Raw genomic sequence first — 24,945 nt, forward strand, 5'->3', positions numbered from 1 at the left:
AGCCATGTCCACCAAGCAGAAAATCCGCATCCGCCTGAAGGCGTTCGACTACAAGCTGATTGACCAGTCGGCCGCCGAGATCGTTGACACGGCCAAGCGCACCGGCGCCATCGTCAAGGGCCCCGTGCCCCTGCCCACGCGCATGAAGCGTTTCGACATCCTGCGTTCGCCGCACGTCAACAAGTCCAGCCGCGACCAGTTCGAGATCCGCACCCACCAGCGCCTGATGGACATCGTCGACCCGACGGACAAGACCGTGGACGCCCTGATGAAGCTGGACCTGCCGGCCGGCGTCGACGTCGAAATCAAGTTGCAGTAAACGGGTTTCAGGGGCGTCAAAGCCCTTGGTCCTCGAGAAATGAGCGCGGACTTGCTGAAAGGCAAAGTCCGCGTTATAATTTCAGGCTTCGCCCGAATTGGGCGGGCAAAAACCGTCTGCGATGCGGGCGGGTTTATCAACCTTCTTTCGCATGGGTTCGTGGTTTTCACGGGCACGAAACGCTGGCGCCAATTGAAGTGGCAGCGGTGAAAGTTTTGGAGAAACAAATGAGTCTGAGCAACTCCCTGGGGTTGCTGGGCCGCAAGGTGGGCATGATGCGCCTGTTCACCGATGATGGGGACGCAGTTCCTGTCACGGTGGTGGATGTGTCCAACAACCGAGTGACCCAGGTCAAAACCCAAGAGAACGATGGCTACGTGGCCCTGCAGGTCACGTTCGGTGCGCGCAAAGCTTCGCGCGTGACCAAGCCCGCCGCCGGCCACCTTGCCAAGGCAGGTGTCGAAGCCGGTGAAATCATCCAGGAATTCCGTGTGACGGCCGACACCGCTGCCAAGTACGCAGCCGGTGCCACGGTGCCTGTCGCCGACCTGTTCGTCGTGGGCCAGAAGGTGGATGTGCAGGGCACGACCATCGGCAAGGGCTACGCCGGCACCATCAAGCGTCACCACATGAGCTCGCAGCGCGCGTCGCACGGCAACAGCCGTTCGCACAACGTGCCCGGCTCGATCGGCATGGCGCAGGACCCCGGCCGCGTGTTCCCTGGCAAGCGCATGACGGGCCACCTGGGCGACGATACGGTCACCACGCAGAACCTGGACGTGATCCGCATTGATGAAGCCCGCCAGCTGCTGCTGATCAAGGGCGCGGTTCCGGGCTCCAAGGGTGGCTTCGTGACCGTGCGTCCCGCCATCAAGGCCAAGCCGCAAGCTGCTGACAAGGGAGCGAAGTAAATGCAACTCGAACTCCTGAACGAGCAAGGTCAGGCCGCGTCCAAGTTTGACGCCCCCGAAACCGTGTTCGGCCGTGAATACAACGAGGATCTGGTGCACCAGGTCGTGGTCGCCTTCCAGGCCAATGCCCGCCAGGGCACGCGTGCCCAGAAGGACCGCGAGCAGGTCAAGCACTCGACCAAGAAGCCGTTCAAGCAAAAGGGAACGGGCCGCGCCCGTGCCGGTATGACGTCCTCGCCGCTGTGGCGCGGGGGTGGCCGGATTTTCCCGAACATGCCTGACGAGAACTTCTCGCACAAGATCAACAAGAAGATGTACCGCGCCGGCATGGCGTCCATCTTCTCCCAGCTGGCCCGTGAAGGCCGCCTGGCGGTGGTGGATTCCCTCAAGGTCGATTCACCCAAGACCAAGGTGCTGGCTGCCCGTTTCAAGGCGATGAACCTTGAGTCGGTGCTGGTGATTGCTGACGAGGTTGACGAGAATCTTTACCTCGCTTCGCGCAACCTGGTGAACGTGCTCGTCGTCGAGCCGCGTTACGCCGATCCGCTGTCGCTGGTGCACTACAAGAAGGTGCTGGTCACCAAGGCCGCCATCGACAAGCTCAAGGAGATGTTCGCATGAGCCGTGTGAACCCCACCCCCAACGAACGCAAGTTCGACGAAGGCCGTCTGATGCAGGTTCTGGTCGCGCCCATCGTGTCTGAAAAGGCCACGATGATTGCCGACAAGTCCAATGCCGTGACGTTCAAGGTGCTGCAGGATGCCACCAAACCCGAGATCAAGGCCGCTGTGGAATTGATGTTCAAGGTTGAGGTCAAGGGCGTCTCTGTGGTGAATACCAAAGGCAAGACCAAGCGTTTTGGCAAGTCCACGGGTCGCCGCGACAACGTTCGCAAGGCCTATGTGCTGCTGAAGCCCGGTCAGGAGCTGAACCTCGCAGGGGAGGCCGCTTAATCATGGCAGTCATCAAGATGAAACCCACCTCCCCCGGCCAGCGCGCCGTGGTGAAGGTGTCGCGCGATCACCTGTACAAGGGTGAAGGCTATGCGCCGCTGATGGAACCCCAGTTCCAGAAGTCCGGCCGCAACAACAACGGCCACATCACCACCCGCCACAAGGGCGGTGGTCACAAGCATCACTACCGCGTAGTCGACTTCGTGCGCAACAAGGACGGCATTCCGGCCAAGGTGGAGCGTATCGAATACGACCCGAACCGCACGGCCCACATCGCCCTGGTGTGCTATGCCGACGGCGAGCGCCGCTACATCATTGCCCCGCGTGGCCTTGAAGTCGGTGCATCGCTGCTGAGCGGTTCGGAAGCTCCGATCCGCGCCGGCAACACGCTGCCGATCCGCAACATCCCGGTGGGCTCGACCATCCACTGCATCGAGCTCAAGCCCGGTGCCGGTGCCCAGATCGCCCGTTCGGCCGGTACCTCCGCAACGCTGCTGGCGCGCGAAGGCACCTACGCCCAGGTCCGCATGCGTTCGGGTGAGGTCCGCAAGGTCCACATCGAGTGCCGCGCCACCATCGGCGAAGTCGCCAACGAAGAGCACAGCCTGCGCCAGCTCGGCAAGGCCGGTGTGAAGCGCTGGATGGGTATTCGCCCGACCGTTCGCGGCGTGGTGATGAACCCGGTTGATCACCCCCATGGCGGTGGTGAAGGCAAGACCGGCGAAGGCCGTCACGCAGTCGATCCCTGGGGCAATCTGACCAAGGGTTACCGCACCCGTAACAACAAGCGCACGCAGGTCATGATCGTGTCGCGTCGCAAGAAGTAAGGGATAGCCAATGACTCGCTCTCTCAAAAAAGGTCCGTTCGTTGACCACCACCTCGTGGCCAAGGCCGACAAGGCCGTGACCACGAAGGACAAAAAGCCGATCAAGACCTGGTCCCGTCGCTCCATGATCCTGCCCGAGTTCATCGGTCTGACGATCGCCGTGCACAACGGCAAGCAACACGTGCCGGTCTACATCACCGACCAGATGGTGGGCCACAAGCTCGGCGAATTCGCCTTGACGCGCACCTTCAAGGGTCACCCGGCGGACAAGAAAGTCCAGAAGAAGTAAGGAATGACCATGGAAACACGTGCAGTCCTCAGGGGCGTCCGTCTGTCGGTCGACAAAGGCCGCCTGGTCGCTGATCTGATCCGCGGCAAGAAGGTTGACCAGGCGCTGAATGTTCTGGAATTCACCCAGAAAAAAGCGGCCGTGATCATCAAGAAGGTTCTTGAGTCCGCCATCGCGAACGCCGAGCACAACGACGGCGCCGACATCGACGAACTGAAGGTCAAGACCATCTACGTCGAACAGGGCGCTTCGCTCAAGCGTTTCACCGCGCGCGCCAAAGGCCGCGGCAATCGCATCGTCAAGCCCACGTGCCACGTGTACTTGACGGTCGGCAACTAACAGGATCTGGAAAAACTATGGGACAGAAAATCCATCCTACCGGTTTCCGCCTGTCGGTGAGCCGCAACTGGGCCAGCCGCTGGTACGCGAACAACCGTGACTTCGCCGGCATGCTGGCCGAAGACATCAAGGTGCGCGAGTACCTCAAGGCCAAGCTCAAGAACGCCGCCGTGTCGCGCGTGCTGATCGAGCGTCCCGCCAAGAGCGCCCGCATCACCATCTTCTCGGCACGTCCGGGCGTGGTGATCGGCAAGAAGGGCGAAGACATCGAAGCGCTCAAGAAAGAGCTCGGCAAGCGCCTGGGCGTGCCGGTGGCCGTGAACATCGAGGAAGTGCGCAAGCCCGAAATCGATGCCCAGCTGATCGCCGACAGCATCACGCAGCAGCTCGAAAAGCGGATCATGTTCCGCCGCGCCATGAAGCGCGCGATGCAAAACGCCATGCGTCTGGGTGCCCAGGGCATCAAGATCATGTCGGCCGGTCGCCTGAACGGCATTGAAATCGCACGCACCGAGTGGTACCGCGAAGGCCGCGTGCCGCTGCACACCCTGCGCGCCGACATCGACTATGGCTTCTCTGAAGCCAAGACCACCTACGGCGTCATTGGCGTCAAGGTCTGGGTCTACAAGGGCGATACGCTGGGCCGCAACGATGCACCCGCCGTCGAGACCCCGCGTCCCGAAGAAGAGCGCCGTCCTCGTGGCCCCCGCCGCGATGCACGCCCTGGCGACCGTCCCACCGGCGACCGCCGTGGTCCGGCCACCCGCCGCCCCGCAGCTGGTGCGGGCAACGTCGCGCCGGCTGATGGCAGCGACAAGCCCGCAGAAGCAACGACAGGTGCCGATGCACCGAAAACTACCGTTAAGCGCGTCCGCAAGGTTACCGCGCCGGCTGCTCCCGCTGCCGACGGTAAAGGAGAATAAACATGCTGCAACCCGCTCGCCGCAAATACCGCAAAGAGCAGAAGGGCCGCAACACCGGCATCGCTACCCGGGGCAACTCGGTGGCTTTTGGTGATTTCGGTTTGAAGTGCACCGACCGTGGCCGCCTGACGGCCCGCCAGATCGAAGCTGCACGCCGTGCGATTTCCCGTCACGTGAAGCGTGGCGGCCGCATCTGGATCCGTGTGTTCCCCGACAAGCCCATTTCCCACAAGCCTGCCGAAGTGCGCATGGGTAACGGCAAGGGCAACCCCGAGTACTACGTGGCTGAAATCCAGCCGGGCAAGGTGGTGTTCGAGATCGTCGGCGTGCCCGAAGAGCTCGCCCGCGAAGCGTTCCGCCTGGCCGCCGCCAAGCTGCCGCTGCGCACCACGTTTGTCAGCCGCATGATCGGCGCCTGATTCAGGAGAATGAAGAAATGAAAGCTGCTGAACTGCGCCAGAAAGACATTGCCGGCCTGCAAACCGAAGTCAAGGAGCTGCAAAAGGCCCACTTCGGCCTGCGCATGCAAAAGGCCACGCAACAACTGAACAACACCGCCACGCTGCGTGTCACCCGCCGTGACATTGCACGCGCCAAGACCATTCTTGCCGAGAAGCAAGCCGCCAGTAAGGAGTGACCATGACGGAAGCGAAAACATCCCTCAAGCGCACCTTGATTGGCAAGGTGGTCAGCGACAAGCGTTCCAAGACCGTGACGGTGCTGATCGAGCGCCGCGTGAAGCACGAGCTCTACGGCAAGATCGTTGCCAAGACGAGCAAGTACCACGCCCACGACGAAAAGGGCGAATTCCACATGGGTGACATGATCGAGATCACCGAGAGCCGCCCGATTTCCAAGACCAAGAACTGGGTTGCGACCCGCCTGGTCCAGAAGGCCGTGATCGTCTGACCTGATCCCGACCCCGCTGCAAGCTGCAAGGAAACGGCCCACAATGTGGGTCGTTTTTCTTTTTGGAGCCTCAAATGATCAAAGTTGGAGATACCCTTCCCGCCGCCACCCTGATGGAATACTCGGAGGTCGAGGGCGAGGGCTGCAGCATTGGCCCGAACCCGGTGGACGTGACCAAGGCGACCGCGGGCAAAACCATTGCCCTGTTTGCATTGCCCGGGGCTTTCACGCCCACCTGCTCGGCCAAGCATGTGCCGGGCTATGTGGAGAAGGCGGCCGAGTTCAAGGCGGCCGGCGTGGACGAGATCTGGTGCGTCAGTGTCAACGATGCCTTTGTCATGGGCGCCTGGGCACGCGACCAGAAGACCGCTGGCAAGGTGCGCATGCTGGGTGATGGCAGTGCGGATTTCGCCAAGGCGACGGGCCTGACGCTGGACCTCACGGGGCGCGGCATGGGGGTGCGCAGCAACCGCTATTCGATGCTGGTCAAGGACGGCAAGGTGGTTTCCCTCAACGTCGAGGGCCCGGGAAAATTCGAGGTCAGCGACGCCCAGACCCTGCTGGCGCAAGCGGCCGGTTGATCCTGTCGGCGGGTCACTCTGCTATCTGATTGATAGCACACAGTGGCCGCCAGCCTTGGACTCCAGCCTCAAATCACTCAAATAGTGGCCTTGAGGTAGTGGGCGCCCGGGATCGGGTTGTGGTAGTAGGGCGGGATGTCTTGAAATCCCAGGTCGACGTAGAGCGCCCGAGCGGCCTCCATGTCGTCCAGGGTGTCGAGCAGCACGCTTTCATAGCCCGCCCGCCGGGCCGCGTCCAGCGTGGCCTCGGCCAGCAGCCGGCCCAGCCCAAAGCCCCGGAACGCCTTGCGCACATAGAGGCGCTTCATTTCCGCGGCGTTGGGGTAGTCCACGGTGTCCAGCGGCCGCAGCGCGCAGCAACCGGCCACTTCGTCCTCCACCATCGCCAGCACCAGCGAGCCGCGCGGCTCGGCGTAGTCGCCAGGCAGGCTGGCGAGCTCATCGTCAAACGACTGGAAGCACAAATCCACGCCCAGACCGTCGGCGTACTCGCGAAAGATTTCGCGGGCGGCCATGATCTCCCCCTCTGCCGTGGGCGTGACGAGCTGAATCTGCGGTATGTCCAACTTGGCCAAAAGCAATTGTGGAAATGCAGTTTAACGCCATTTGCGGTGGCGCTTCAAGGCAGTCCCCGGGGGCGAACTCTAGGAGCCGGTCGCGCTGATGTCGCAGGTGACGAGGAACACCAGTGTAGAGCTCGCCGGGAACGTGGGCAGTGTCAGCCCCGGGCTCTGCAGGCCGGCCACTGTGGGCGAGCTGGGGCAGATGGCGCCCCCCGTGGCCGTGCAACTGACCGTGGTGCAGCTCAGACCGGTGGCGGCCGGGTCGGTCAGCACGGTGCCATCGGCCGAATTGGGGCCGTTGTTCGTCACGGTGATGCCGTAGACGGTTGCCGAGCCGGACACCACGCTCGACAGCGTGTTGGTCTTGGTCACGGTGATGTTGGTGCTGACGGGGATGGTGACCGTGGCCTGGGCCGTGTTGTTGCTGGACACCGGGTCAATCACTCCGGCCGGAGGCGTTACCGTGGCCACATTGACCTGTTCGCCCACGCCGCCCGCAATCGCCCGCAGGGTGAACGTGATGCTGCTGGACGGCGGCAGCGTCATCGTGGCATTGGCCTGCGACGACACGGTGGCGCGCGCGGTGACGGTGGCTGAAGCGCCGCTGGTGGTCACGGCGGTGATGGTCATGCCCGCCAGCCCTGAAGGCAGGGTGTCGTTGAAGGTGGCGGCCGTGGCGGTATTGGGGCCCAGGTTGCGCACGGTTACCGTGAACACCGTGGTCTGGTCCGGCAGGATCACGGTGGGCGACGCCGACTTGGTGATGCTCAGGTCCGCCTGGGGCCCGATGTTGACCGTGGCGGTGCCGCTGTTGTTGCTCGGGTCCGTGTCAGTGGTGCCGGCGGGCGGCGCGATGGTGGTGGTGTTGATCACGGCCCCGATGGCCCCGGCGACCGCCCTCAGCACCACGGTCAGCGTGCTGCCCACCGGCAGGGTGGCGGTGCCGTTGAAGGTGCTGCCGGCAATGGTGCGGCTGGTCAAGGTGCTGCTCCCCGCGACCGAGGCGGAGACAAAAGTCAGCGTGCCCATGCCCGTGGGCAGGGTGTCCGTGATGCGGGCGCCCGTCACGGCACTGGGGCCGGGGTTGACGAAGGTCAACATGAAGGTGGTCGTCTGCCCCACCACCAGCGAGGGGGTATTGGCCACCTTGGTGGCCGACAGATCAGCGCTGGGCCCGATGACCACGGTTGCGGTGGCGCTGTTGTTGCCCAGGTTGGTGTCGCTGGCATTGGCTGGCGCGCTGACTGATCCGGTGTTGACGGGGGCACCGTTCGCGGTGGCCACGGCCCGCAACACCACGGTCAAGGTCTGGTTGACGGGGATGGTCACGGTCCCGGTGAAGGTGCTGCCGCTGATGCTGCTGCTGGTGAGCGTGGTGGGGCCCGTGGAGCCACTGGCGCTGACCAGCGCCAGCGAGCCCAGTCCGGCCGGCAGCACATCAACGACGGTGGCCGCCGTGGCTTGCTGGGGCCCGGAATTGCCGATGGTCAGCGTGAAGTTGGTGGTTTGCCCGATCGACAGGGTCGTGGTGCTGGCGGCCTTGCTGATCGACAAGTCCGTCAGGGGCAGGCACTTGTAGCCCGAGTTGCTGACCGGGTCGGCCGCTTCTGAAATCAACACATTGACGCCGGCGTTGCCCGGCAACGCGCCGTGGTCTGCCCCGCCGGGCGGGCTGTCGGAGGTGTTGGTGACGCCGTTGGCTCCGCCGCTGACGTCAACGCTGGCCGCCCCGGTGCGCACCACCACGCCGCCGCCGCCGCCTCCCCCGCCACTGTGGGCGCCGCCCGTGCCCGTGAGCCACGCATCGCCGCCCTGGCCGCCATAGGCGCTGACCGCCAAGGCCCCACTGGTCCAGTTTGGCGACACCACAATCACGCTGCCGCCGGCCGCGCCCGCGCCCGCCGCGTCATTCAGCGGATTGGTGTTGGCGCTGCCGCCGCGCACGTCGATGGTGCCGCCGCCGGTCAGGGCCCCCGCCCGTATCAGCACAATGCCGCCGCCGGTGCTGCCGCTCATCTCGCGGGTGTTGTTGGAGTTGCCGTTCTGGTCGCCCGCGCCGCCGCCGCCGCCCATGACGACGCGTGAGATGCCGGCCCCGCCAAAGCTGCCGCCGCCAAACGCGGCGAGGTGCTGGCCGGTCACGGCCTCGATGTTGGAGTAGTCACTGGCCACGCCCGCCCAGCCCGCGGACCGCCAGCCAAAGCCGCCGCGGCCACCGGCCCCGCCATTGGCACCACCGCCGCCGCCGCCGTTGTGATAAACGTTGTTGTAGTACTGGCCGCCGCCGCCGGCGTTGCCGGGGGCGCCGCGCGCGTAGTCGAAATCGGCCGTGGTTCCCGTGCCCGGGTAGCCGATGTACGCCGTGCCGGTGTTGTCCACCACCGTGCCCGTGGTGTCGATCCGGTCAAATGGTGAGCCGTCGGTGAAGGTCCACCGCGGTGTGCCCGCGATGCCCTCGCCCTTGGATGCATGGGACTGGTTCGCCGCACTCGGGTCGCGGGCCCGGAAGGGGTTGTTGCCGTCGGTGTTGCTGGGGCGCCCGCCCCCACCGCGAAAGCCCCGCGCCGACATGTCGATCGTCTGGCCGCCGAAATCCATGGTCTTGGCCACATCCAGGGCCAGCACACCGCCATTGGTGCCGTTCCAGGCCAGGCCCGTCAGAGTGCCACCCAAGGTCAGGTTGCCATACTGGGGCACCCGGATGACCTGGAAGCTCCGGCGGGGCGTGGTGCTGGTGGGGTTGGCCTGCACATAGGTGTACTGCAGGGGCGCCCCGGCCACAAAGCTGGTGCCCGAGGTGCCGCCTGCGGCCGGCACGTACTCGTACTGGCCAACCCGGCAGGTGCCCGAGGTTTCCAGATAACCCTGGGCCGGCCGGCCGGGCGCGCCGTCGCCATAGCTGTCGCTTTCGGTGCGGTCCATGTCGACGCACTGCATCTGGATCAGCAGCGCGAGATCACCGGCGGACCAGGTGGCCGAGCCGCGGCCACCGCTCAGGGTGATGGTCGGTTGCGAGCCCGCGGTGTAGGTGCCGTTGTTGGGCGTGAAGTAGCCATTGACCGTCTGGCCTGCCGCAGTCGAGACGTTGGTGCCGTTGTTCTGCGGCACGGCGCACACCTGTGCAAACGCCCAGCCACCCAGCAACAGCAAGTAGACGGGCAGTGCGAAGCGCACGACCCGGGCCAACGACCTCATGAAGATCCAGTCAGAACGACATTGAAATACATTATGTTACTTGTTTGGCGTTCTTTTGGGTTACTTCAAGTGACCAGCCAGACCACAAAAGCTGCACAAACGCCAAGAATGACCACGGCCAGCGCCCGGGAAGTGGTGTCGTCCCGCGACGGGATGGCGTCCCGGTCCATCTCCTTGTCACCCGTCAGCATGGGCCTGATCAGGTTGTCCTTCTTTTTCCAGAGGTAGAACAGGACGGCGGCAATATGCACGCCCGCCAGCACCACCACCAGCCATTGCCCCACTTCCTTGTGGTACCAGGTGGCCGTCAGGCCGTTGGCACTGGTCACAAAGCGGTTGAGGGGGCCGGTGAAGGAGATTTCATCGTCGCTGACCAGGCCGGTGCCGATCTGGACCGCCAGCAACGCCAGCATGGCGAAGACCGAGCCCGCGCCAAGCGGGTTGTGCCCGATCAGGTGGTCAGGATGAGGCTTGCCCTTGAGGTAGTTCACGACACTGCGTGGCCCATAAATGAACGAGGAGAAGCGCGACCAGCGCCCACCCACCAGGCCCCAGACCAGCCTGAACAGCAGCAGGGCGAGGACGGCGTAGCCCAGCCTGGCATGCCAGTCGATGATGGCGCCGCCGACGTGACCGGTGATCACGAGGCCCACGACGCAGGCCGCCAGCGACCAGTGAAAGAAACGGGTGGGCAGATCCCAGACCCTGACTTTTTTTGACATGAAATTTCCCTCCGCGGCCGGTGGCCGACTTGTCTGGTTGGTGGACTGCCGAATGGACGACCACCGATTGGTGAATTCCCTTAGTCTTTAGTTCCTGCTGAACTTTCAGCAAAAACCCTGATCATCCGCTTGGCATCTTGCCGAAATTCAAACCCACAGAAACCCACGGAGAAGGAAACACCATGAAATTGATCGCCTCGTTGACGCTGGCCGCTGCGGCTTGCGCATTGTCGGCCCCGGCATCTGCCCAGTTTGCCAAAGCCGAGGATGCCATCAAGTACCGCCAGAGCGCCTTGTTCGTCATGGCCCAGCATTTTGGCCGCCTGGGGGCCATGGCCAACGGCCGGATTCCCTTTGATGCCAAGATGGCCGCCGACAATGCCGAGGTGGTGGCCGACATGGCCAAGCTGCCCTGGGCTGCGTTCGGTCCTGGCACCGATCAGGGCGCCCCGACCAAGGCCAAGCCGGAAATCTGGGTGGAGCAGGCCAAGTTCAAGGAACACAGCGACAAACTGATTGCAGAGTCAGCCAAGCTGGCCGCGGCCGCCAAGACCGGCAACCTCGACACCCTGAAGACCGCTTTTGGCGCCACCGCGGGCACCTGCAAGTCCTGCCACGACGCCTACCGCGCCAAGTAAGCGCCGGCACACCGCCGCCCGTCAAAAAGCCTGCCGCATGGCAGGCTTTTTCATGTGCGAGGCCGGGTCAGGACTGTGCCAGCAGCTTCTCGATGAGGTTGTGCAGTTCGGCGAAATCGGGTTCGCCCACATAGCGCTTCACGATGTTGCCCTGCTTGTTCACGATGTAGGTGGTGGGCGTGAGCTGCACTTCACCCCAGGCGCGTGCAATGGCCCCGGTGTTGTCGATGGCGACCTTGAAAGGCAGTTTGCGGGTCTCGGCGTAGTTGACCACGTAGCTGGGCGGGTCGTAGCTCATGGCGACCGCGAGCGTGTCAAATCCCCGGCCCTTGTACTTGTCGTAGGTGGCGATGATGCGGGGCATCTCCGCCACGCAGGTGGTGCAACTGGTGGCCCAGAAGTTCACCAGCGTGACCTTGCCCTTGAGATCCTGCGTGGTCTGGCGCGAGCCATCGAGCAACACAAAGGTGGATTCCGGCGCGCCAGTGGCCCCGGTGCCGAGGAATACCCCGGCTCCGATTGCCAGCGCGGCCGCAACTGCGGCACCATAGAGGACACTTTTTTTCATTTCGAGGGTTGACCCATGCAACGACGCCAGTTTAATGCCGCCTCCATCTCCGTGCTGGGCAGCCTGTCGATGGCGGCCTGGCAGCAGGCCCATGCGCTTGCGCTCAAGGACCTGACGGATGCGGAAGCCTCGCAGGGGCTGAAGGCCGCGCTTGAAAAAGGGGCGCTGGCCGCAGTCCAGCTGCTTGGCAAGCCTGATGGATTCCTGGGCAACCCAAAAGTTCGAATTCCCTTGCCCGGCGTGCTCGAGGACGCGGCCAAACTTCTCAAAACCTTCGGCCAGGGCAAGCGCGTGGACGAACTGGTGACCTCGATGAACCGCGCGGCGGAAGCCGCCGTGCCCATGGCCAGGGACCTGCTGGTCAGCGCCGTGCGGTCGATGAATGTGAGCGATGCGCGCAACATCCTGATGGGCGGGGACACCTCGGTGACCACGTTCTTCGCTGAAAAGACCCGCGAGCCGCTGGCCGGCAAGTTTCTTCCGGTGGTGACCCGTGCCACCGAAAAAGTGGGGCTGGCGGAAAAATACAACCGGGTGGCCTCCAAGGCCGCTGGGGTGGGGCTGCTGCGCAAGGAGGACGCCAACGTGCAGCAGTATGTGACCGCCAAGTCACTGGACGGGCTGTACCTGATGATCGGCGAGGAGGAAAAGAAGATCCGGCAGGACCCGGTCGGCACAGGCAGCGCCATACTCAAGAAGGTCTTCGGCGGCCTCAGGTAGCCTGCGCGGACGGCCGTGGCGCCGGCTTGGCCGGTGGCGCGCGCAGTGTTTCGCGGGCCGCAGCCAGCGCGGCCTCGAGGTAGGCGCCATAGAAATCGGGCACGGCCACACCCACCAGCCGTTCGGCGAGTTCCCGGCCATCGGCGCCCAGGAACAGCACGGTGGGGGTGAATCTGGCATTCCAGCGTGCCGACAGCGCGGCGCCATGACTGCGCTCCCCGTTGAAATCCAGAATGGGGGTCTGGCGGTTGGTCACATCGAACTGCCAGGCCGGCAAGCCTTCGGAGCGCATGGGCAGCAGGTAGTTGCGGCGCACCAGCTCGCAGTAGGGGCAGCCCGGCAGGGTCGCCAGCAGCACCAGCGGGTGGCCCGCCTGGGCGGCACGGCGGCCCTCGTCCCGCAGCGCGCCCGGCACCGGCAGCGCGGAGTCGCGGGCCCGGGCGGCGGATGCGCCCAGGGTGAGCGCCGCGCCCAGTCCACTGACAAAGCCGCGCCGTGACAGCCCGCTCATGCCGCGCAATCCAGCAGCACGCGGGTCAGATCCTCAGGCGCGCTCACCATGGGGTCGTGACCGGTCTTGAGTTCGACCACGCAGGCGCCCCCTGGTCCGCCCAGCCAGGCGCCATCCCAGAACCTGGGGTCGACCACCCGCGGGCGGATGGCGTCGATCGTGCCCAGGGCCGGCTGGGTGCAGTTGATGAAGGTGCGCGGCACCGTGGCCACGCGGTGGGGGTCGAAGGCCAGCGGGGCGGTGTAGGTGTGGCCCGGGTGCGGGGTCTGGCGGCGCTTGACCCACGCATGGTCGGCCGCCTCCAGGCCGAACACGGCCGGGTCGGGCGCCGGGAAGCTGAAGGTGGGCGAGGCCTGGGCGGCCGCCAGCCGGGCCTCGCGGGTCGCGCTTGCGTGGGTGCTGCTCCAGCTCTCGCCCGGGCGTGGGACCACCGCATCCACATAGACCAGGTGGCGCAGCCGCCGGGGCATGCGGTCGGCCAGCGCGGTGCCAATCATGCCGGCATAGGAGTGCACGGCGAGCACCACGTCCTCCAGTTCCTCGGCTTCAAGGGCCTGGGCCACGTCGCTGATGTGGGTTTCCAGCGTGATGGCGCTGGACAGCAGGTGCGCGCGCTCGCCCACACCGGTCAGTGTGACGGCGTGCGCGCGGTGGCCGGCGCGCACCAGTGCGTCGGTCACGTGGCGCCAGCACCACGCGCCGTGCCAGGCACCATGAACAAGGAGAAAGTGGGCCATCAGATGATTCCGCTGCGCTGGAGTTCAGACAGTTTGGCCTGGGGATAGTTCAACAACTCCCCCAGCACGTCGGCCGTGTGCTGCCCCAGCAGCGGGGGCGGCAGGTCGGTGCGCACAGGGGTGGCGCCCAGCTTCATGGGGCTGGCCACCAGGCGCAGCCCGTCCTGCACCGGGTGCTGCCAGCTCGACACCATGCCGCGCTGCTGGACCTGCGGATCGGCAAACACCTCGGCCAGGTTGTTGATCGCGCCGCACGGGACCTTGGCCGCTTCCAGTGCCGCGAGCCAGTCGGCCTTGCTGCGGGTGGCCATGATGCTTTCCAGCAGCGGCACCAGCACCGCGCGGTTGCGCACCCGGTCCTGGTTCTTGGCGTACCGGGGGTCGGCCGCCAGCGCGGGCTGGCCGGCCACGGCACAGAACTTGGCAAACTGCCCGTCGTTTCCGACCGCCAGAATGATGTGGTCCTTGCCGCCATCGGCGGCGGGCGCGACCTCGAACACCTGGTACGGCACGATGTTCTGGTGGGCGTTGCCGGCCCGCCCGGGTGCCTTGCCGCTCACGAGGTAGTTGGCGCCCAGGTTGGCCAGCATGGCCACCTGGGTGTCCAGCAGCGCCATGTCGACATGCTGGCCTTCGCCCGTGCGTTCCGCATGGCGCAGCGCCGCCAGCACGGCCACGGTGGCGTACATGCCGGTGAACAGGTCCGCCACGGCCACGCCGACCTTCTGGGGGCCGCCCCCGAGGTCGTCGCGCTCGCCGGTCACGCTCATGAGCCCGCCCATGCCCTGGATGGCGTAGTCGTAACCCGCGCGTTCGCGGTAGGGGCCGGTCTGGCCGAAGCCCGTGATGCTGCAATAGACCAGCCGCGGGTTCAGCGCCTTGAGCGATGCATGGTCCAGCCCGTAGCGCGCCATGTCGCCGACCTTGAAGTTCTCCACGAACACGTCGCAGTGCGGCACCAGGTCCTTTATCAGGGCCTGGCCCTCGGGCCGGGCGATGTCGCAGGTCACCGAGCGCTTGTTGCGGTTGGTGCCCAGGTAGTAGGCGGCTTCGGCGGTTTCGCGGCCCTCGCTGTCCTTGAGGAAGGGCGGGCCCCAGCTGCGGGTGTCATCGCCGCTGCCCGGGCGCTCGATCTTGATGACATCGGCGCCCAGATCGGCGAGGGTCTGGGTGCACCAGGGGCCCGCCAGGACGCGGGAAAGGTCGAGAACGCGAATGCCATCAAGAGAGTTCATGGGCGCCATTTTCGGGGCAATCCGATAATCCTGCGATGCACCGCTTTCTCTCCTTGCTGCTCTTGCCTGTTCTGTGGGGGCTGGCGGGATGCAGTCCTGCACTCAACTGGCGCGAAGTACGGGTCGAACCCACGGCGCTCATGGCGTTGCTGCCCTGCAAGCCCGACACCGGCTCACGCACCGTGCCTTTTGCCGGCCGCGAGACCACCCTGCACATGGTGGGCTGCGAGGCGGGCGGCGCGACCTTTGCGATTGCCTTTGCGCAGATCGATGACGCGGCCCAGGCCCCCGATGTGCTGGCCCGCTGGAAGGCCGCCACCCTTGCGAACATGCACGCGGCCAGCTCGACCGGGCTGCCCATGGCGATTGCCGGCGCCGACAGCGCCGTGCCGCCGCAGCGCGTCAGCGCGAGCGGCGCGCGTGCCGATGGCAGCGCGGTCCAGAGCCAGGCGGTCTACTTTGCCCGCGGCCGCGAGGTGTTCCAGGCCGTGATCTATGCCCAGCGGGCCCTGCCCGACGGCAGCGACACCTTTTTCTCGAATCTGCGCTTCCCATGACCTTGCTGCCCCGCCGCACCGCGGTGATCGTGTTCCTGGCGTTTGCCTTCACCTATTTCTTCTCGGCGCTGCTGCGGGCCATCACGGCCACCCTGTCGCCGGTGCTCACGCGCGAGTTCAGCCTGCACGCGCGCGACCTGGGCCTGCTTGCGGGGGGCTACTTTCTGGGCTTTGCCGCGACCCAGTTGCCCCTGGGCACCTGGCTGGACCGCCATGGCCCCAAGAAGGTGATCCTGGCCTTCCTGGGGGTGGCGGTCGCGGGCTGCCTGGCGTTTTCCATGGCCACCAGTTTCTCCGGCCTGCTGGTCGCGCGGGTGCTGTGCGGCGTGGGGGTCAGTGCCTGCCTGATGGCGCCGCTCACGGGCTTCAGGCGCTGGCTCGAGCCCGCGGTGCAACTGCGCGCCAATTCCTGGATGCTGATGACGGGCTCGCTGGGCATGGTGGCATCCACGCTGCCGGTGCAGTGGCTGGTGCCGGTGATGGGCTGGCGCCCGCTGTTCTGGGGCCTGGCGGCGCTGGTCGCCCTGTCCATGCTCATCCTGGCCTTGAAAGTGCCGCCGTGGACGCTGGCGCCGGCCCCGCCCGGCGAATCGGCCGGCAGCTACGCCGCGGTCTGGCAAAACGCCTATTTCCGCCGCATGGTGCCCGTGGGGTTTTTCAGCTATGGCGGGATGATCGCGATCCAGACGCTGTGGGCCGGGCCCTGGATGGTCCAGGTGGCCGGCCGCAGCCCGGTGCAGGCGGCACAAGGCCTGTTCATCATCAACCTGGCCATGCTCGGCACGTTCTGGGCCTGGGGCCTGGCCAACCCGCTGCTGGCCCGCCGGGGCATCACCACCAACCGGCTGATTGCCTGGGGGCTGCCGTTGAGCCTGCTGACGCTTGCTATGGTTATCGTAGCGGGGAGTGCAGCAGGGGCGGGCGCCTGGGCCATTTTTTGCGTGACGTCCACATTCATGTCGATTGCCCAGCCGGCGGTGGGCATGGCCTTCCCGCCGTCGCTGGCGGGCCGGGCCCTGTCGGCCTACAACCTGGTGATCTTTGCCGGGGTGTTCACGGTCCAGTGGGGGATTGGCCTGCTCATCGACGCATTTCTGGCCTCGGGGCTTGGCGTCGTGGGCGCGCACCGGGCGGCGATCGGGGTGTTCCTGGGCTGCAGCGCCCTGTCCTATGGCTGGTTCATGCTGGGCAGACGTGATAATCAGGGCAACCCGCCTCACCACCCATGAACCGCATCCTGATCATTGCCCATGCCCCGCTGGCCCATGCACTGCGGCAATGCGCCCTGCACGTCTTTCCCGACAGTGCCGCCAGCATCATGGCGCTGGATGTCCTGCCCAATGTGTCGCCCGACGAAACCCTGGGCGCCGCCCGGATCTCGATGGAGCAGCTGGCCGCGGGCCCGGGCATCAAGAGCGTTCTGGTGCTGACCGATATTTTTGGCGCGACCCCCTGCAATGTGGCGCAGAAGCTGGTGGACGGCGTGCGCTCCCGGCTGATCACCGGCGTCAACCTGCCGATGGTGCTGCGCAGCGTGAGTTACCGCCACGAATCGCTGGACGCGCTGGTGGCCCGCGCCGTGGCGGGGGGCACGCAGGGCGTCATGCAGGTCGCCATCACGGCGCCGCAGAACCAGGCCAGAAGAAAAAATGATCAAGACAAGTACGACCATCAACAATAAGCTCGGCCTGCATGCGCGGGCCTCCGCCAAGCTCACCAAGCTGGCGGGCAGTTTCCCCTGCGACGTCTGGATGAGCCGCGGCGAGCGCCGCGTCAATGCCAAGAGCATCATGGGCGTGATGATGCTGGCCGCCGGCATCGGCAGCGAGGTTTCGCTGGAAACCAGTGGCGAGCGCGAGCAGGAAGCCATGGACGCGCTGCTCGCGCTGATCGCCGACAAGTTCGGGGAAGGCGAGTGACCTTCAGCATCCACGGCCTCGCCGTGGCCCGTGGCATCGCCATCGGGCGGGCGGTGCTGATCGCGTCCAGCCGGGTGGACGTGGCCCACTATTTCATCGAGGCGCCGCAGATCGACACCGAGATCGCCCGCGTCCGCGCGGGCCGCAACGCCGTGGTGGATGAAATCCGGCGGCTGCAGCAAAGCATTGCCACCATGGGGCCCAAGGAGGCGCCGCACGAGCTGGCCGCCCTGCTGGACGTGCACCTGATGCTGCTGCAGGACGAGGAGCTGATCAGCGGCGTCAAGCACTGGATCACCGAGCGCCTGTACAACGCCGAATGGGCGCTGACCACCCAGCTGGAGATCATCGCGCGCCAGTTCGACGAGATGGAGGACGAGTACCTGCGCGAGCGCAAGGCCGACCTGGAGCAGGTGGTCGAACGCATCCTGCGCTACATGAAGGGCGTGGCCTCGCCCGTGGCGCCACCCACCAGCCCGCGGCGCAAGACGCAGCAGGACCTGCTGCTGGACGACACCATGGACGTGCCCCTGGTGCTGGTGGCGCATGACCTCTCGCCGGCCGACATGATGCAGTTCAAGCAGAGCGTGTTCGCGGGCTTCGTGACCGACGTGGGCGGCAAGACCTCGCACACCGCGATCGTGGCCCGCAGCATGGACATCCCCGCCGTGGTCGGGGCGCGTGGCGCCAGCCAGCTGGTGCGCCAGGACGACTGGATCATCATTGACGGCGATGCCGGCGTGGTGATCGTGGACCCGTCGGCCATCATCCTGGCCGAATACGGCTTCAAGCAGCGCCAGGGCGAGCTCGAGCGCACGCGGCTGTCAAGGCTGCGGCACACGCCATCGGTCACGCTGGACGGCCAGAAGATCGAACTGCTGGCCAACATCGAGCTGCCCGGCGATGCCGTTGCGGCGCTGAACGCGGGTGCCGTGGGCGTGGGCCTGTTCCGCAGCGAATTCCTCTTCATGGGCCGGCTGGGCGACCTGCCGGACGAAGAGGAGCAATACCAGGCCTACAAGCTGGCCGTCGAGGGCATGCAGGGCCTGCCCGTGACCATCCGCACCGTGGACATTGGCGCGGACAAGCCCCTGCATTCAGGCGAGCGCGACACCGGGCACCTGAACCCGGCGCTGGGGCTGCGTGCCATCCGCTGGAGCCTGGCCGATCCGGCGATGTTCCTGAACCAGCTGCGTGCCATCCTGCGCGCCGCGGCCCATGGCCAGATCAACCTGCTGATTCCCATGCTGGCGCACGCCAGCGAGATCCGCCACACGATGGCCCTGGTGGACCGCGCCCGCGCCGAGCTCGACAACAAGGGCATTGCCTACGGCCCGGTCAGGTTGGGGGCCATGATCGAGATACCTGCGGCGGCGCTGACCTTGCGGATCTTCCTGAAGTACTTTGACTTCCTGTCCATCGGCACCAATGACCTGATCCAGTACACCCTGGCCATTGACCGCGCCGATGAATCGGTGGCCCATCTCTACGATCCCTGCCATCCCGCGGTGCTGCGGCTGGTGGCCGAAACCATCGCCGAGTGCAACCGTCAGGGCAAGGGGGTCAGCGTGTGCGGCGAGATGGCCGGCGACGTCACGCTCACGCGGCTGCTGCTGGGCCTGGGCCTGCGCAGCTTCTCCATGCATCCGGCGCAGATCCTGGCCGTCAAGCAGGAGGTGCTGCGCTCGGACACCGGCCGCCTCGCGGTGTGGGCCGCCGAGGTGCTCGAGGCCGAAGACCCGGGCAAGCTGCTCGCTGCCTGACATGGCCCCCACGCTTGCCACTTCGTGTGCTGCGCTGCCCACCGAAGGGGCTTCAGCCGTCTTGGGGCGACCCGGCGGCGTCTGAGCCGTCAGCACTCCACCTGGCGCACCGACACGGTCAGCGCCAGGCCTCCGAGCGAGGTCTCCTTGTATTTGCTCTGCATGTCCTGGCCGGTGCGGCGCATGGTGTCAATGGCCTGGTCCAGGCTCACGCGGTGCTCGCCATCGCCCAGCGTGGCCAGCGAGCAGGCGTTGATGGCCTTGACCGCGCCCATGGCGTTGCGCTCGATGCAGGGGATCTGCACCAGGCCGCCAATCGGGTCGCAGGTCATGCCCAGGTGGTGTTCCAGCGCGATCTCGGCGGCGTTCTCGATTTGCCCATTGCTCGCGCCCAGCGCGGCGGCCAGCCCCGCGGCCGCCATTGCGGCAGCCGAGCCCACCTCGCCCTGGCAGCCCACTTCGGCGCCCGAGATCGAGGCATTTCGCTTGCACAGCCCGCCCACCGCAGCGGCGGCCAGCATGAAGCGTTCGGTGCCGGCGGCGTCGCCGCCGCGAAACTCCTGGTAGTAGCGCAGCACCGCCGGCACCACGCCTGCGGCGCCATTGGTGGGGGCGGTGACCACCCGGCCGCCCGCGGCGTTTTCCTCGTTCACCGCAATCGCGTAGGCGCTGACCCAATTCATGGCGCCCTCGCTCGCATGCTGGGGCGTGTGGCGCAGCCGTTCGGCCATGGCGCCGGCGCGCCGCGCCACCTTCAGCCCCCCGGGCAGCGTGCCCCGGGCGGCCAGGCCGCGGTCGATGCAGGCCGACATGGCGCCGGCCACCTGGGCCACGAACTGCCGCACCTCGGCCTCGGGCCGCAGCGCGGCTTCATTGGCCATCAGCAGCTGGTGCATCGGTTGCCCCGCCTCGCGGGCCAGGTCCAGCAGGGCCTGCATGGACTCGAACGGGTAGGGCACGGGTTGGGTGACGCCGCGCGGGCTGCCGACAAACGCTTCGTCCTCGTCCACCACAAAGCCGCCGCCGATGGAGTACAGGTCGCGCTGCGCCACGGGCTGGCCCGCGGCGTCAAAGGCGCTGAAGCGCATGCCGTTGGAGTGCACGGGCAGCAGGTCGCTGCGGTTGAAGACCAGCGCACGGTCCACGTCGAAGCCGATGGGCCGGGTGCCCAGCAGGGGCAATTGGCGCGTCTCGCGAATGGCCTGAACCAGGGCCGGCACGCGCTCGATGTCCACTTCATCGGGCACCTCGCCCAGCAGGCCGAGCAGCACCGCCACATCGGTGCCGTGGCCATGGCCGGTGTGGGCCAGCGATCCGTACAGCACCACCTCCAGGCGCTCGGTCGCGGCCAGCGCGGCAGCGGGCAGTTCCACCAGGAAACGGCGCGCCGCCCGCATGGGCCCCACGGTGTGGGAGCTCGACGGGCCGATCCCGATCTTGAACATGTCAAAGAGGCTGATGTACATGGGGCCCTGTCAGTGAAGGGCCAGTGTGCCACCGTCATGCCCTGACGGGTCAGGGCATTAGCGATCGGAATGTGCGATTCATGACAGCCGCGCGATGATGCGGGCGCAGGACTCGCACATCGCGGCAAACGCGGCGGCGGTGGGCGTCAGTGGCGGATCGGTGCGGCGCACCAGGCAGTTGTCGTAGCGGTGCGCCCGCTCCCGGATGCGGATGGGCTGCAACTGCGTGCCCAGCAGGCCGCGCTGCACGATCACCGCGGGCACCAGCGCCAGCCAGTCGGTGCTGCCGATCAGCGCCGCGAGCTCGGTGAACGACTCGCAGGTGGCCGCCACGCTCGGCGGTGCCAGCCCATGCTCGGCGAACAGCCGCAGCACGGTGCCGCCAGGGCCTCCCGCGGCGCCCATGGCCACCCATTCATACGTGGCCAGCTCGTGCAGGCTGCGCGCCGTGGCCAGCGGGTGGCCCGTGCGGGCGATCACGGTCAGGTCGGTCTTGAACAGCACCTGGCTGGTCAGGCCCGGGCCCGCGCCTTCGTCGGGCACCGAGGTGATGGCCAGGTCAATCAGGCCCTGCTGCAGCGCCGGCAGCAGCCGCTCGTACAGGCCGCTCATCAGGCGCAGCTTCACCCCCGGGTAGCGCGCATGAAAATCGGGCACCACCTGCGGCAGCATCAGCGCCGTGGTGGTCGGCCCCACGCCCACATGCAGGGTGCCGCCAGCCGTGCCATTGGCGCTGGCCGCTTCGTCGGTGGCGCGCTGCACCTCGCGCTGGATCAGCAGCGCGCGCGCGTGCAGCCGGCGGCCGTCCTCGGTCAGCACCACGCCATGGGCCGAGCGGTGCAGCAGCGAGACCCCGAGCCCCGCCTCCAGCGCCTGCAGGCTGTTGGTCAGCCCGGCCTGGGACACCTCGAGCTGGCGCGCCGCGCGCCGGAAGCTGCCCCATTCGACCACGGTCAGGAAGGCACGCAGTTGCTGGAGGGTCATGGACGGGTGGGGCGGGGGATGATTCGGACGATCGGTTGAATCTATCACGATAGGGGTGGGTTCACTTCCGCTGATCGCAAGCAACGCCTAAGCTGCCGCATGCGCTTTTTCTCGTACCGCGACCGCCCGGTTCACCTGGGCCCCTATCCGCTCGAACGCCTGACCCGCCAGCCGGGGCCGGTGGGCCTGAGCCGCGTGCCACCCATGCGCGCCCTGCCGTTCGATGACCCCGACCCGGAGTCGCTCACCCATGCCATGGCCCGTTACATGGCCATGTTCGACCTGGTGCGCGATGGCGCGGTCAATCCCGGGCCGGGCGAAGTGACGGCCGATCCGGTGGGGCGCGCCGAGCACCTCAAGGCCGCGGGCTACTACTTTGATGCGTCCATGATGGGTGTGGGCACGCTGCCGCGCGACGCGCTGCTGGCCGAGCCCCTGCGCAACGCGGCCGTGCCCGCGCTGGGCGCCGAGCTCGAGCGCAACCAGCCGACCAGCTTTGCCGCGGGCATGGACATGATCCTGGCCGACGTGCTCGAGTCCGCGCGCAAGGTGCACGGCCCCATGGACCACCACAGCCATGCGCTGCTGGTGCTGGTGGAGTTCCCGCGCGACCCGCGCCCCGGCGAGCCGGGCTGCGACTGGATCGCCGGCACCCAGGCGCAGCGCGCGGCCCTGCTCGCGGCGCAGACCGCCGTGCTGCTGTCCACCTACCTGCGCATGCTGGGCCACGAGGCGCGGGCCCACAGCGCCACCTGCAGCGACGTCGACCTGGGCAGGCTCGCCGTGCACTGCGGCCTGGCCCAGGGCGATGGCCGCAACCCCTATGTGGGGGCGCGCTATGGCCTGGCGGCGGTGACCACCACGTTCGAGATGGCGCCCGACCTGCCGCTGGCGCCGGCCGCGGCCCAGCGGTGGGGGCAGTCGCATGGCCCGGCGTGGTGGGTGGGCAAGGGCACGCTCAAGAGCGCCCTGAACCGCGAGGCCTATGCCGGGCGCGACTTCCGCATGGGGGCCTACCCGTTTGAAAAGCTCAGGCGGCGCGAGCAGCCCACCACCTTCATCGACCATGAGCGGGTGCCGCGCTTCCCCAAGCGGGCCGACTTTTTTGCCCGCGCGCTGTTTGGCGACCTGGGCAAGACCGTGCAGGACGGGGCCCGCAATGCGCACTATGTGATGAAAAGCCCCATCGGTGCCTGTGCCCGGCGGGCCCTGGGTGCGCTGCTGCTGCTGCAGTTCGGCGAGGCGCGCGGGCCGGTGTCGCCCCGCACGGCCGACCCCAAGCGCAATGCCGACAACCTCAAGGCCACGTCGTACTACCTGGGCGTGGACGCCGTGGGCCTGTGCGCCGTGCCCGAGTGGGCCTATTACTCGCATGACGCCGGCGGCAACCCCATGGCGGCGTACCACGCCAACGCCGTCAACCTGCTGATCGACCAGGGCCACGAGACCATGGAAGGCGCCAGCGGCGACGACTGGATCTCGGTGGCCCAGAGCATGCGCGCCTACCTGCGCTTCTCGCTCATGGGCGGCGTGGTGGCCGAGCAGGTGCGCCGGCTGGGCTACTCGGCGCGCGTGCACTCGGTGCTGGACGGCGACGTGCTGCAGCCACCGCTGCTGCTGCTGTCGGGCCTGGGCGAGGTCAGCCGCATCGGCGAGGTGATCCTCAACCCCTACCTGGGCCCACGCCTGAAGAGCGGCACCGTCACCACCGACCTGCCGATGGAGGCGGACCAGCCGATCGACTTTGGCCTGCAGACCTTCTGCGAGAACTGCAACAAGTGCGCGCGCGAATGCCCCTCGGGCGCCATCACGGCCGGCCCCAAGCTCATGTACAACGGCTACGAGATCTGGAAGAGCGACGCCGAAAAATGCGCGCGCTACCGCATCACCAATGCCGCGGGCGGCATGTGCGGGCGCTGCATGAAAACCTGCCCCTGGAATCTGGAAGGCCTGTTCGCCGAAAGCGGCTTCCGCTGGCTGGCCATGAATGTGCCGCAAAGCGCGCGCCTGCTGGCCGAACTCGACGACAAGCTGGACCGAGGCACCATCAATCCCGTCAAGAAGTGGTGGTGGGACATCGAGCTGGACCGCCAGACCGGCCGCTACGTTCAGGCCCGCCAGACCAACCACCGCGGCCTGCAGAAAGACCTGAAGCTGCGCTATGAAGACCAGACGCTGGCTGTCTACCCCGCAGACAAGATGCCGCCACCTTACCCCGTCACCTTTCCGGTCAACCGCGAGGAAGGCATTGAGCGCTACCGCGCATTGCTCACACCCGGGCAATACAAAACCAGGCTCGCGGCAGGTGACACCGCCACGCTGGCGCCCCCGGCCAAGCCGCTGCTGGGTGAGCCGCCGGTGTTCCCGGTGCTGCTCAAGCGCCGCGAAGACATGGCGGCCGATGTGGCCCGCTACGAGTTCACCGCGCTGGACGGCGCGCCGCTGCCCCCGTTTGACGCAGGCGCCCACATTGATGTGGTGATTGCACCGGAATACCAGCGCCAATACAGCCTGGCCGGCGATCCGGCCGACCGCAGCAAGTACGTGCTGGGCGTGCTGCGCGAACCGGCCGGGCGTGGTGGTTCGGCGCTGATGCACCGCGCGTTTCGAGAAGGGCGGCGCGTGTTCATCTCCAGGCCGGCCAACCATTTCCCGCTGGTGGAAGAGGCGGCTTTCTCGCTGCTGTTCGCCGGTGGCATCGGGGTCACGCCCATGATCACCATGGCGCACCGGCTGCACGCGCTGGGCAAGCCTTTTGAGCTGCACTACAGCGGAGCCAGTCGCGCGACAGCCGGCTTTCTGCGCGAACTGGCTGAAGTGCCGTGGCGCGACAAAGTGCGCTTTCACTTCAAGGACGAGGGCGCACGCGCCGACCTGATGGCGCTGACGCCGGCCTACGCGCCGGGCTTTCATGTCTACACCTGCGGCGCGCCGCGCTTCATGGACGGGGTGTTTGAAGCCGCGCTGGCCAGGGGCTGGCCCGAAGAGGCGCTGCACCGCGAGTACTTCAGCGTGCCCGAAGCCCAGGCCTGGCAGAACCACCCGTTTGTGCTGCGCCTGGCCCGCAGTGGCCGCACGTTGGAGGTGCCCGCTGACCGCAGCGCCACCGACGTGCTCGCCGACGCTGGCCTGGCCATTGCCACCAAATGCAGCGACGGTCTGTGCGGGGTTTGCGCCACGCCCTATGACGCAGCGGCGTCCGGCGAGATCGAGCACCGTGACTTCGTGCTCAGCGCCAAGGAGCGCGGCCAGCGCGTGATCCTGTGCTGCTCGCGGCCCAGGGCCGTGGGAGCCGAGCTGGTGGTGGACCTGTGAG

At 66.7% G+C, this 24,945-nt stretch carries 29 protein-coding genes; 20 read left to right on the top strand and 9 right to left on the bottom strand.

The features are described from left to right. Positions 1-4: 4 nt before the first annotated feature. The 12 genes from rpsJ (at position 5) to KF796_04225 (ending at position 6,051) form a co-directional block, all read left to right on the top strand. Positions 5-319 (top strand): 30S ribosomal protein S10, encoded by a 315-nt coding sequence (gene rpsJ, locus KF796_04170; GenBank protein ID MBX3585818.1) that lies wholly within the window; start codon positions 5-7, stop codon positions 317-319. Between the two features lie 227 nt (positions 320-546). Then, a complete protein-coding gene (gene rplC / locus KF796_04175; GenBank protein MBX3585819.1) occupies positions 547-1,230 on the top strand; it encodes a 50S ribosomal protein L3 in 684 nt (227 codons plus the stop codon). Next, a complete protein-coding gene (gene rplD / locus KF796_04180; protein MBX3585820.1) occupies positions 1,231-1,851 on the top strand; it encodes a 50S ribosomal protein L4 in 621 nt (206 codons plus the stop codon). It abuts the gene before it with no gap. Further along, complete coding sequence (rplW, locus tag KF796_04185; protein ID MBX3585821.1) at positions 1,848-2,183, top strand: 50S ribosomal protein L23; 336 nt, start codon at positions 1,848-1,850, stop codon at positions 2,181-2,183. Before rplD ends, rplW begins: the two co-directional genes overlap by 4 nt. Before the next feature lie 2 nt (positions 2,184-2,185). Further along, positions 2,186-3,010 carry a 50S ribosomal protein L2 gene (rplB, locus tag KF796_04190; protein ID MBX3585822.1) on the top strand — a complete coding sequence of 275 codons (825 nt, stop codon included), beginning with the start codon at positions 2,186-2,188 and terminating at the stop codon, positions 3,008-3,010. Positions 3,011-3,020: 10 nt separating this feature from the next. Then, positions 3,021-3,299 (top strand): 30S ribosomal protein S19, encoded by a 279-nt coding sequence (gene rpsS / locus KF796_04195; protein MBX3585823.1) that lies wholly within the window; start codon positions 3,021-3,023, stop codon positions 3,297-3,299. A 9-nt stretch (positions 3,300-3,308) separates the two neighbouring features. Next, positions 3,309-3,638, top strand: coding sequence for a 50S ribosomal protein L22 (gene rplV, locus KF796_04200; protein MBX3585824.1), 330 nt, complete (start codon positions 3,309-3,311; stop codon positions 3,636-3,638). Positions 3,639-3,655: 17 nt separating this feature from the next. Further along, the gene (rpsC, locus tag KF796_04205) at positions 3,656-4,561 is read left to right on the top strand and encodes a 30S ribosomal protein S3 (protein MBX3585825.1); all 906 of its coding nucleotides are present in this window, start codon (positions 3,656-3,658) and stop codon (positions 4,559-4,561) included. A gap of 2 nt (positions 4,562-4,563) precedes the next feature. Next, positions 4,564-4,980: a 50S ribosomal protein L16 gene (rplP, locus tag KF796_04210; protein MBX3585826.1), complete on the top strand. Its 417-nt coding sequence runs from the start codon at positions 4,564-4,566 to the stop codon at positions 4,978-4,980. A gap of 17 nt (positions 4,981-4,997) precedes the next feature. Next, on the top strand, positions 4,998-5,198 hold the full coding sequence (gene rpmC / locus KF796_04215) for a 50S ribosomal protein L29 (GenBank protein ID MBX3585827.1): 201 nt from the start codon (positions 4,998-5,000) through the stop codon (positions 5,196-5,198). Between the two features lie 2 nt (positions 5,199-5,200). Beyond that, entirely contained in the window at positions 5,201-5,470 is a 270-nt protein-coding gene (gene rpsQ / locus KF796_04220) for a 30S ribosomal protein S17 (protein ID MBX3585828.1), read from the top strand. A 74-nt stretch (positions 5,471-5,544) separates the two neighbouring features. Further along, positions 5,545-6,051, top strand: coding sequence for a peroxiredoxin (locus KF796_04225; protein ID MBX3585829.1), 507 nt, complete (start codon positions 5,545-5,547; stop codon positions 6,049-6,051). A 77-nt stretch (positions 6,052-6,128) separates the two neighbouring features. Here the strand turns inward: KF796_04225 and KF796_04230 are convergent, their stop codons facing one another. The 3 genes from KF796_04230 to KF796_04240 form a co-directional block, all read right to left on the bottom strand. Then, the gene (locus tag KF796_04230) at positions 6,129-6,617 is read right to left on the bottom strand and encodes a GNAT family N-acetyltransferase (GenBank protein ID MBX3585830.1); all 489 of its coding nucleotides are present in this window, start codon (positions 6,615-6,617) and stop codon (positions 6,129-6,131) included. A gap of 78 nt (positions 6,618-6,695) precedes the next feature. Continuing rightward, the gene (locus KF796_04235) at positions 6,696-9,809 is read right to left on the bottom strand and encodes a DUF11 domain-containing protein (protein MBX3585831.1); all 3,114 of its coding nucleotides are present in this window, start codon (positions 9,807-9,809) and stop codon (positions 6,696-6,698) included. A gap of 65 nt (positions 9,810-9,874) precedes the next feature. Then, the gene (locus tag KF796_04240; protein MBX3585832.1) at positions 9,875-10,531 is read right to left on the bottom strand and encodes a cytochrome b/b6 domain-containing protein; all 657 of its coding nucleotides are present in this window, start codon (positions 10,529-10,531) and stop codon (positions 9,875-9,877) included. A 182-nt stretch (positions 10,532-10,713) separates the two neighbouring features. Here KF796_04240 and KF796_04245 point away from each other — a divergent pair, with 182 nt between their 5' ends. After that, positions 10,714-11,169: a cytochrome c gene (locus KF796_04245; GenBank protein MBX3585833.1), complete on the top strand. Its 456-nt coding sequence runs from the start codon at positions 10,714-10,716 to the stop codon at positions 11,167-11,169. A 67-nt stretch (positions 11,170-11,236) separates the two neighbouring features. Here the strand turns inward: KF796_04245 and KF796_04250 are convergent, their stop codons facing one another. Next, positions 11,237-11,737, bottom strand: coding sequence for a TlpA family protein disulfide reductase (locus tag KF796_04250; GenBank protein MBX3585834.1), 501 nt, complete (start codon positions 11,735-11,737; stop codon positions 11,237-11,239). Positions 11,738-11,752: 15 nt separating this feature from the next. Here KF796_04250 and KF796_04255 point away from each other — a divergent pair, with 15 nt between their 5' ends. Continuing rightward, positions 11,753-12,457, top strand: coding sequence for a DUF4197 domain-containing protein (locus tag KF796_04255; protein ID MBX3585835.1), 705 nt, complete (start codon positions 11,753-11,755; stop codon positions 12,455-12,457). Here the strand turns inward: KF796_04255 and KF796_04260 are convergent. The 3 genes from KF796_04260 to KF796_04270 are packed head-to-tail and all read right to left on the bottom strand — an operon-like array spanning position 12,450 to position 14,940. Beyond that, positions 12,450-12,968: a hypothetical protein gene (locus KF796_04260; protein ID MBX3585836.1), complete on the bottom strand. Its 519-nt coding sequence runs from the start codon at positions 12,966-12,968 to the stop codon at positions 12,450-12,452. The genes KF796_04255 and KF796_04260 overlap by 8 nt on opposite strands. After that, positions 12,965-13,705 carry an alpha/beta hydrolase gene (locus KF796_04265; protein ID MBX3585837.1) on the bottom strand — a complete coding sequence of 247 codons (741 nt, stop codon included), beginning with the start codon at positions 13,703-13,705 and terminating at the stop codon, positions 12,965-12,967. Before KF796_04265 ends, KF796_04260 begins: the two co-directional genes overlap by 4 nt. Beyond that, positions 13,705-14,940, bottom strand: a complete 1,236-nt coding sequence (locus KF796_04270) for a CoA transferase (protein ID MBX3585838.1) — start codon at positions 14,938-14,940, stop codon at positions 13,705-13,707. Before KF796_04270 ends, KF796_04265 begins: the two co-directional genes overlap by 1 nt. Positions 14,941-14,975: 35 nt before the next feature. On the opposite strand from KF796_04270, the gene KF796_04275 reads away from it, so the two are divergent. From KF796_04275 to ptsP, 5 genes are read left to right on the top strand one after another with little or no spacing between them, the layout of a single operon-like run. Then, on the top strand, positions 14,976-15,497 hold the full coding sequence (locus tag KF796_04275; protein MBX3585839.1) for a hypothetical protein: 522 nt from the start codon (positions 14,976-14,978) through the stop codon (positions 15,495-15,497). Then, entirely contained in the window at positions 15,494-16,726 is a 1,233-nt protein-coding gene (locus KF796_04280) for an MFS transporter (protein MBX3585840.1), read from the top strand. The genes KF796_04275 and KF796_04280 overlap by 4 nt, the downstream gene beginning before the upstream one ends. After that, on the top strand, positions 16,723-17,178 hold the full coding sequence (locus KF796_04285) for a PTS fructose transporter subunit IIA (protein MBX3585841.1): 456 nt from the start codon (positions 16,723-16,725) through the stop codon (positions 17,176-17,178). The genes KF796_04280 and KF796_04285 overlap by 4 nt, the downstream gene beginning before the upstream one ends. Next, positions 17,147-17,416: an HPr family phosphocarrier protein gene (locus KF796_04290; GenBank protein MBX3585842.1), complete on the top strand. Its 270-nt coding sequence runs from the start codon at positions 17,147-17,149 to the stop codon at positions 17,414-17,416. The genes KF796_04285 and KF796_04290 overlap by 32 nt, the downstream gene beginning before the upstream one ends. Beyond that, complete coding sequence (gene ptsP, locus KF796_04295; GenBank protein MBX3585843.1) at positions 17,413-19,179, top strand: phosphoenolpyruvate--protein phosphotransferase; 1,767 nt, start codon at positions 17,413-17,415, stop codon at positions 19,177-19,179. Before KF796_04290 ends, ptsP begins: the two co-directional genes overlap by 4 nt. 89 nt (positions 19,180-19,268) lie before the next feature. Here ptsP and KF796_04300 read toward each other — a convergent pair whose 3' ends face one another. After that, positions 19,269-20,645, bottom strand: a complete 1,377-nt coding sequence (locus tag KF796_04300; protein MBX3585844.1) for an L-serine ammonia-lyase — start codon at positions 20,643-20,645, stop codon at positions 19,269-19,271. 78 nt (positions 20,646-20,723) lie between these two features. Beyond that, a complete protein-coding gene (locus tag KF796_04305; protein MBX3585845.1) occupies positions 20,724-21,629 on the bottom strand; it encodes a LysR family transcriptional regulator in 906 nt (301 codons plus the stop codon). A 99-nt stretch (positions 21,630-21,728) separates the two neighbouring features. On the opposite strand from KF796_04305, the gene KF796_04310 reads away from it, so the two are divergent. Beyond that, entirely contained in the window at positions 21,729-24,944 is a 3,216-nt protein-coding gene (locus tag KF796_04310) for a 4Fe-4S dicluster domain-containing protein (GenBank protein ID MBX3585846.1), read from the top strand. Position 24,945 lies beyond the last annotated feature (1 nt).

Source organism: Ramlibacter sp. (assembly GCA_019635435.1).
Taxonomy (GTDB): domain Bacteria; phylum Pseudomonadota; class Gammaproteobacteria; order Burkholderiales; family Burkholderiaceae_C; genus JAHBZM01.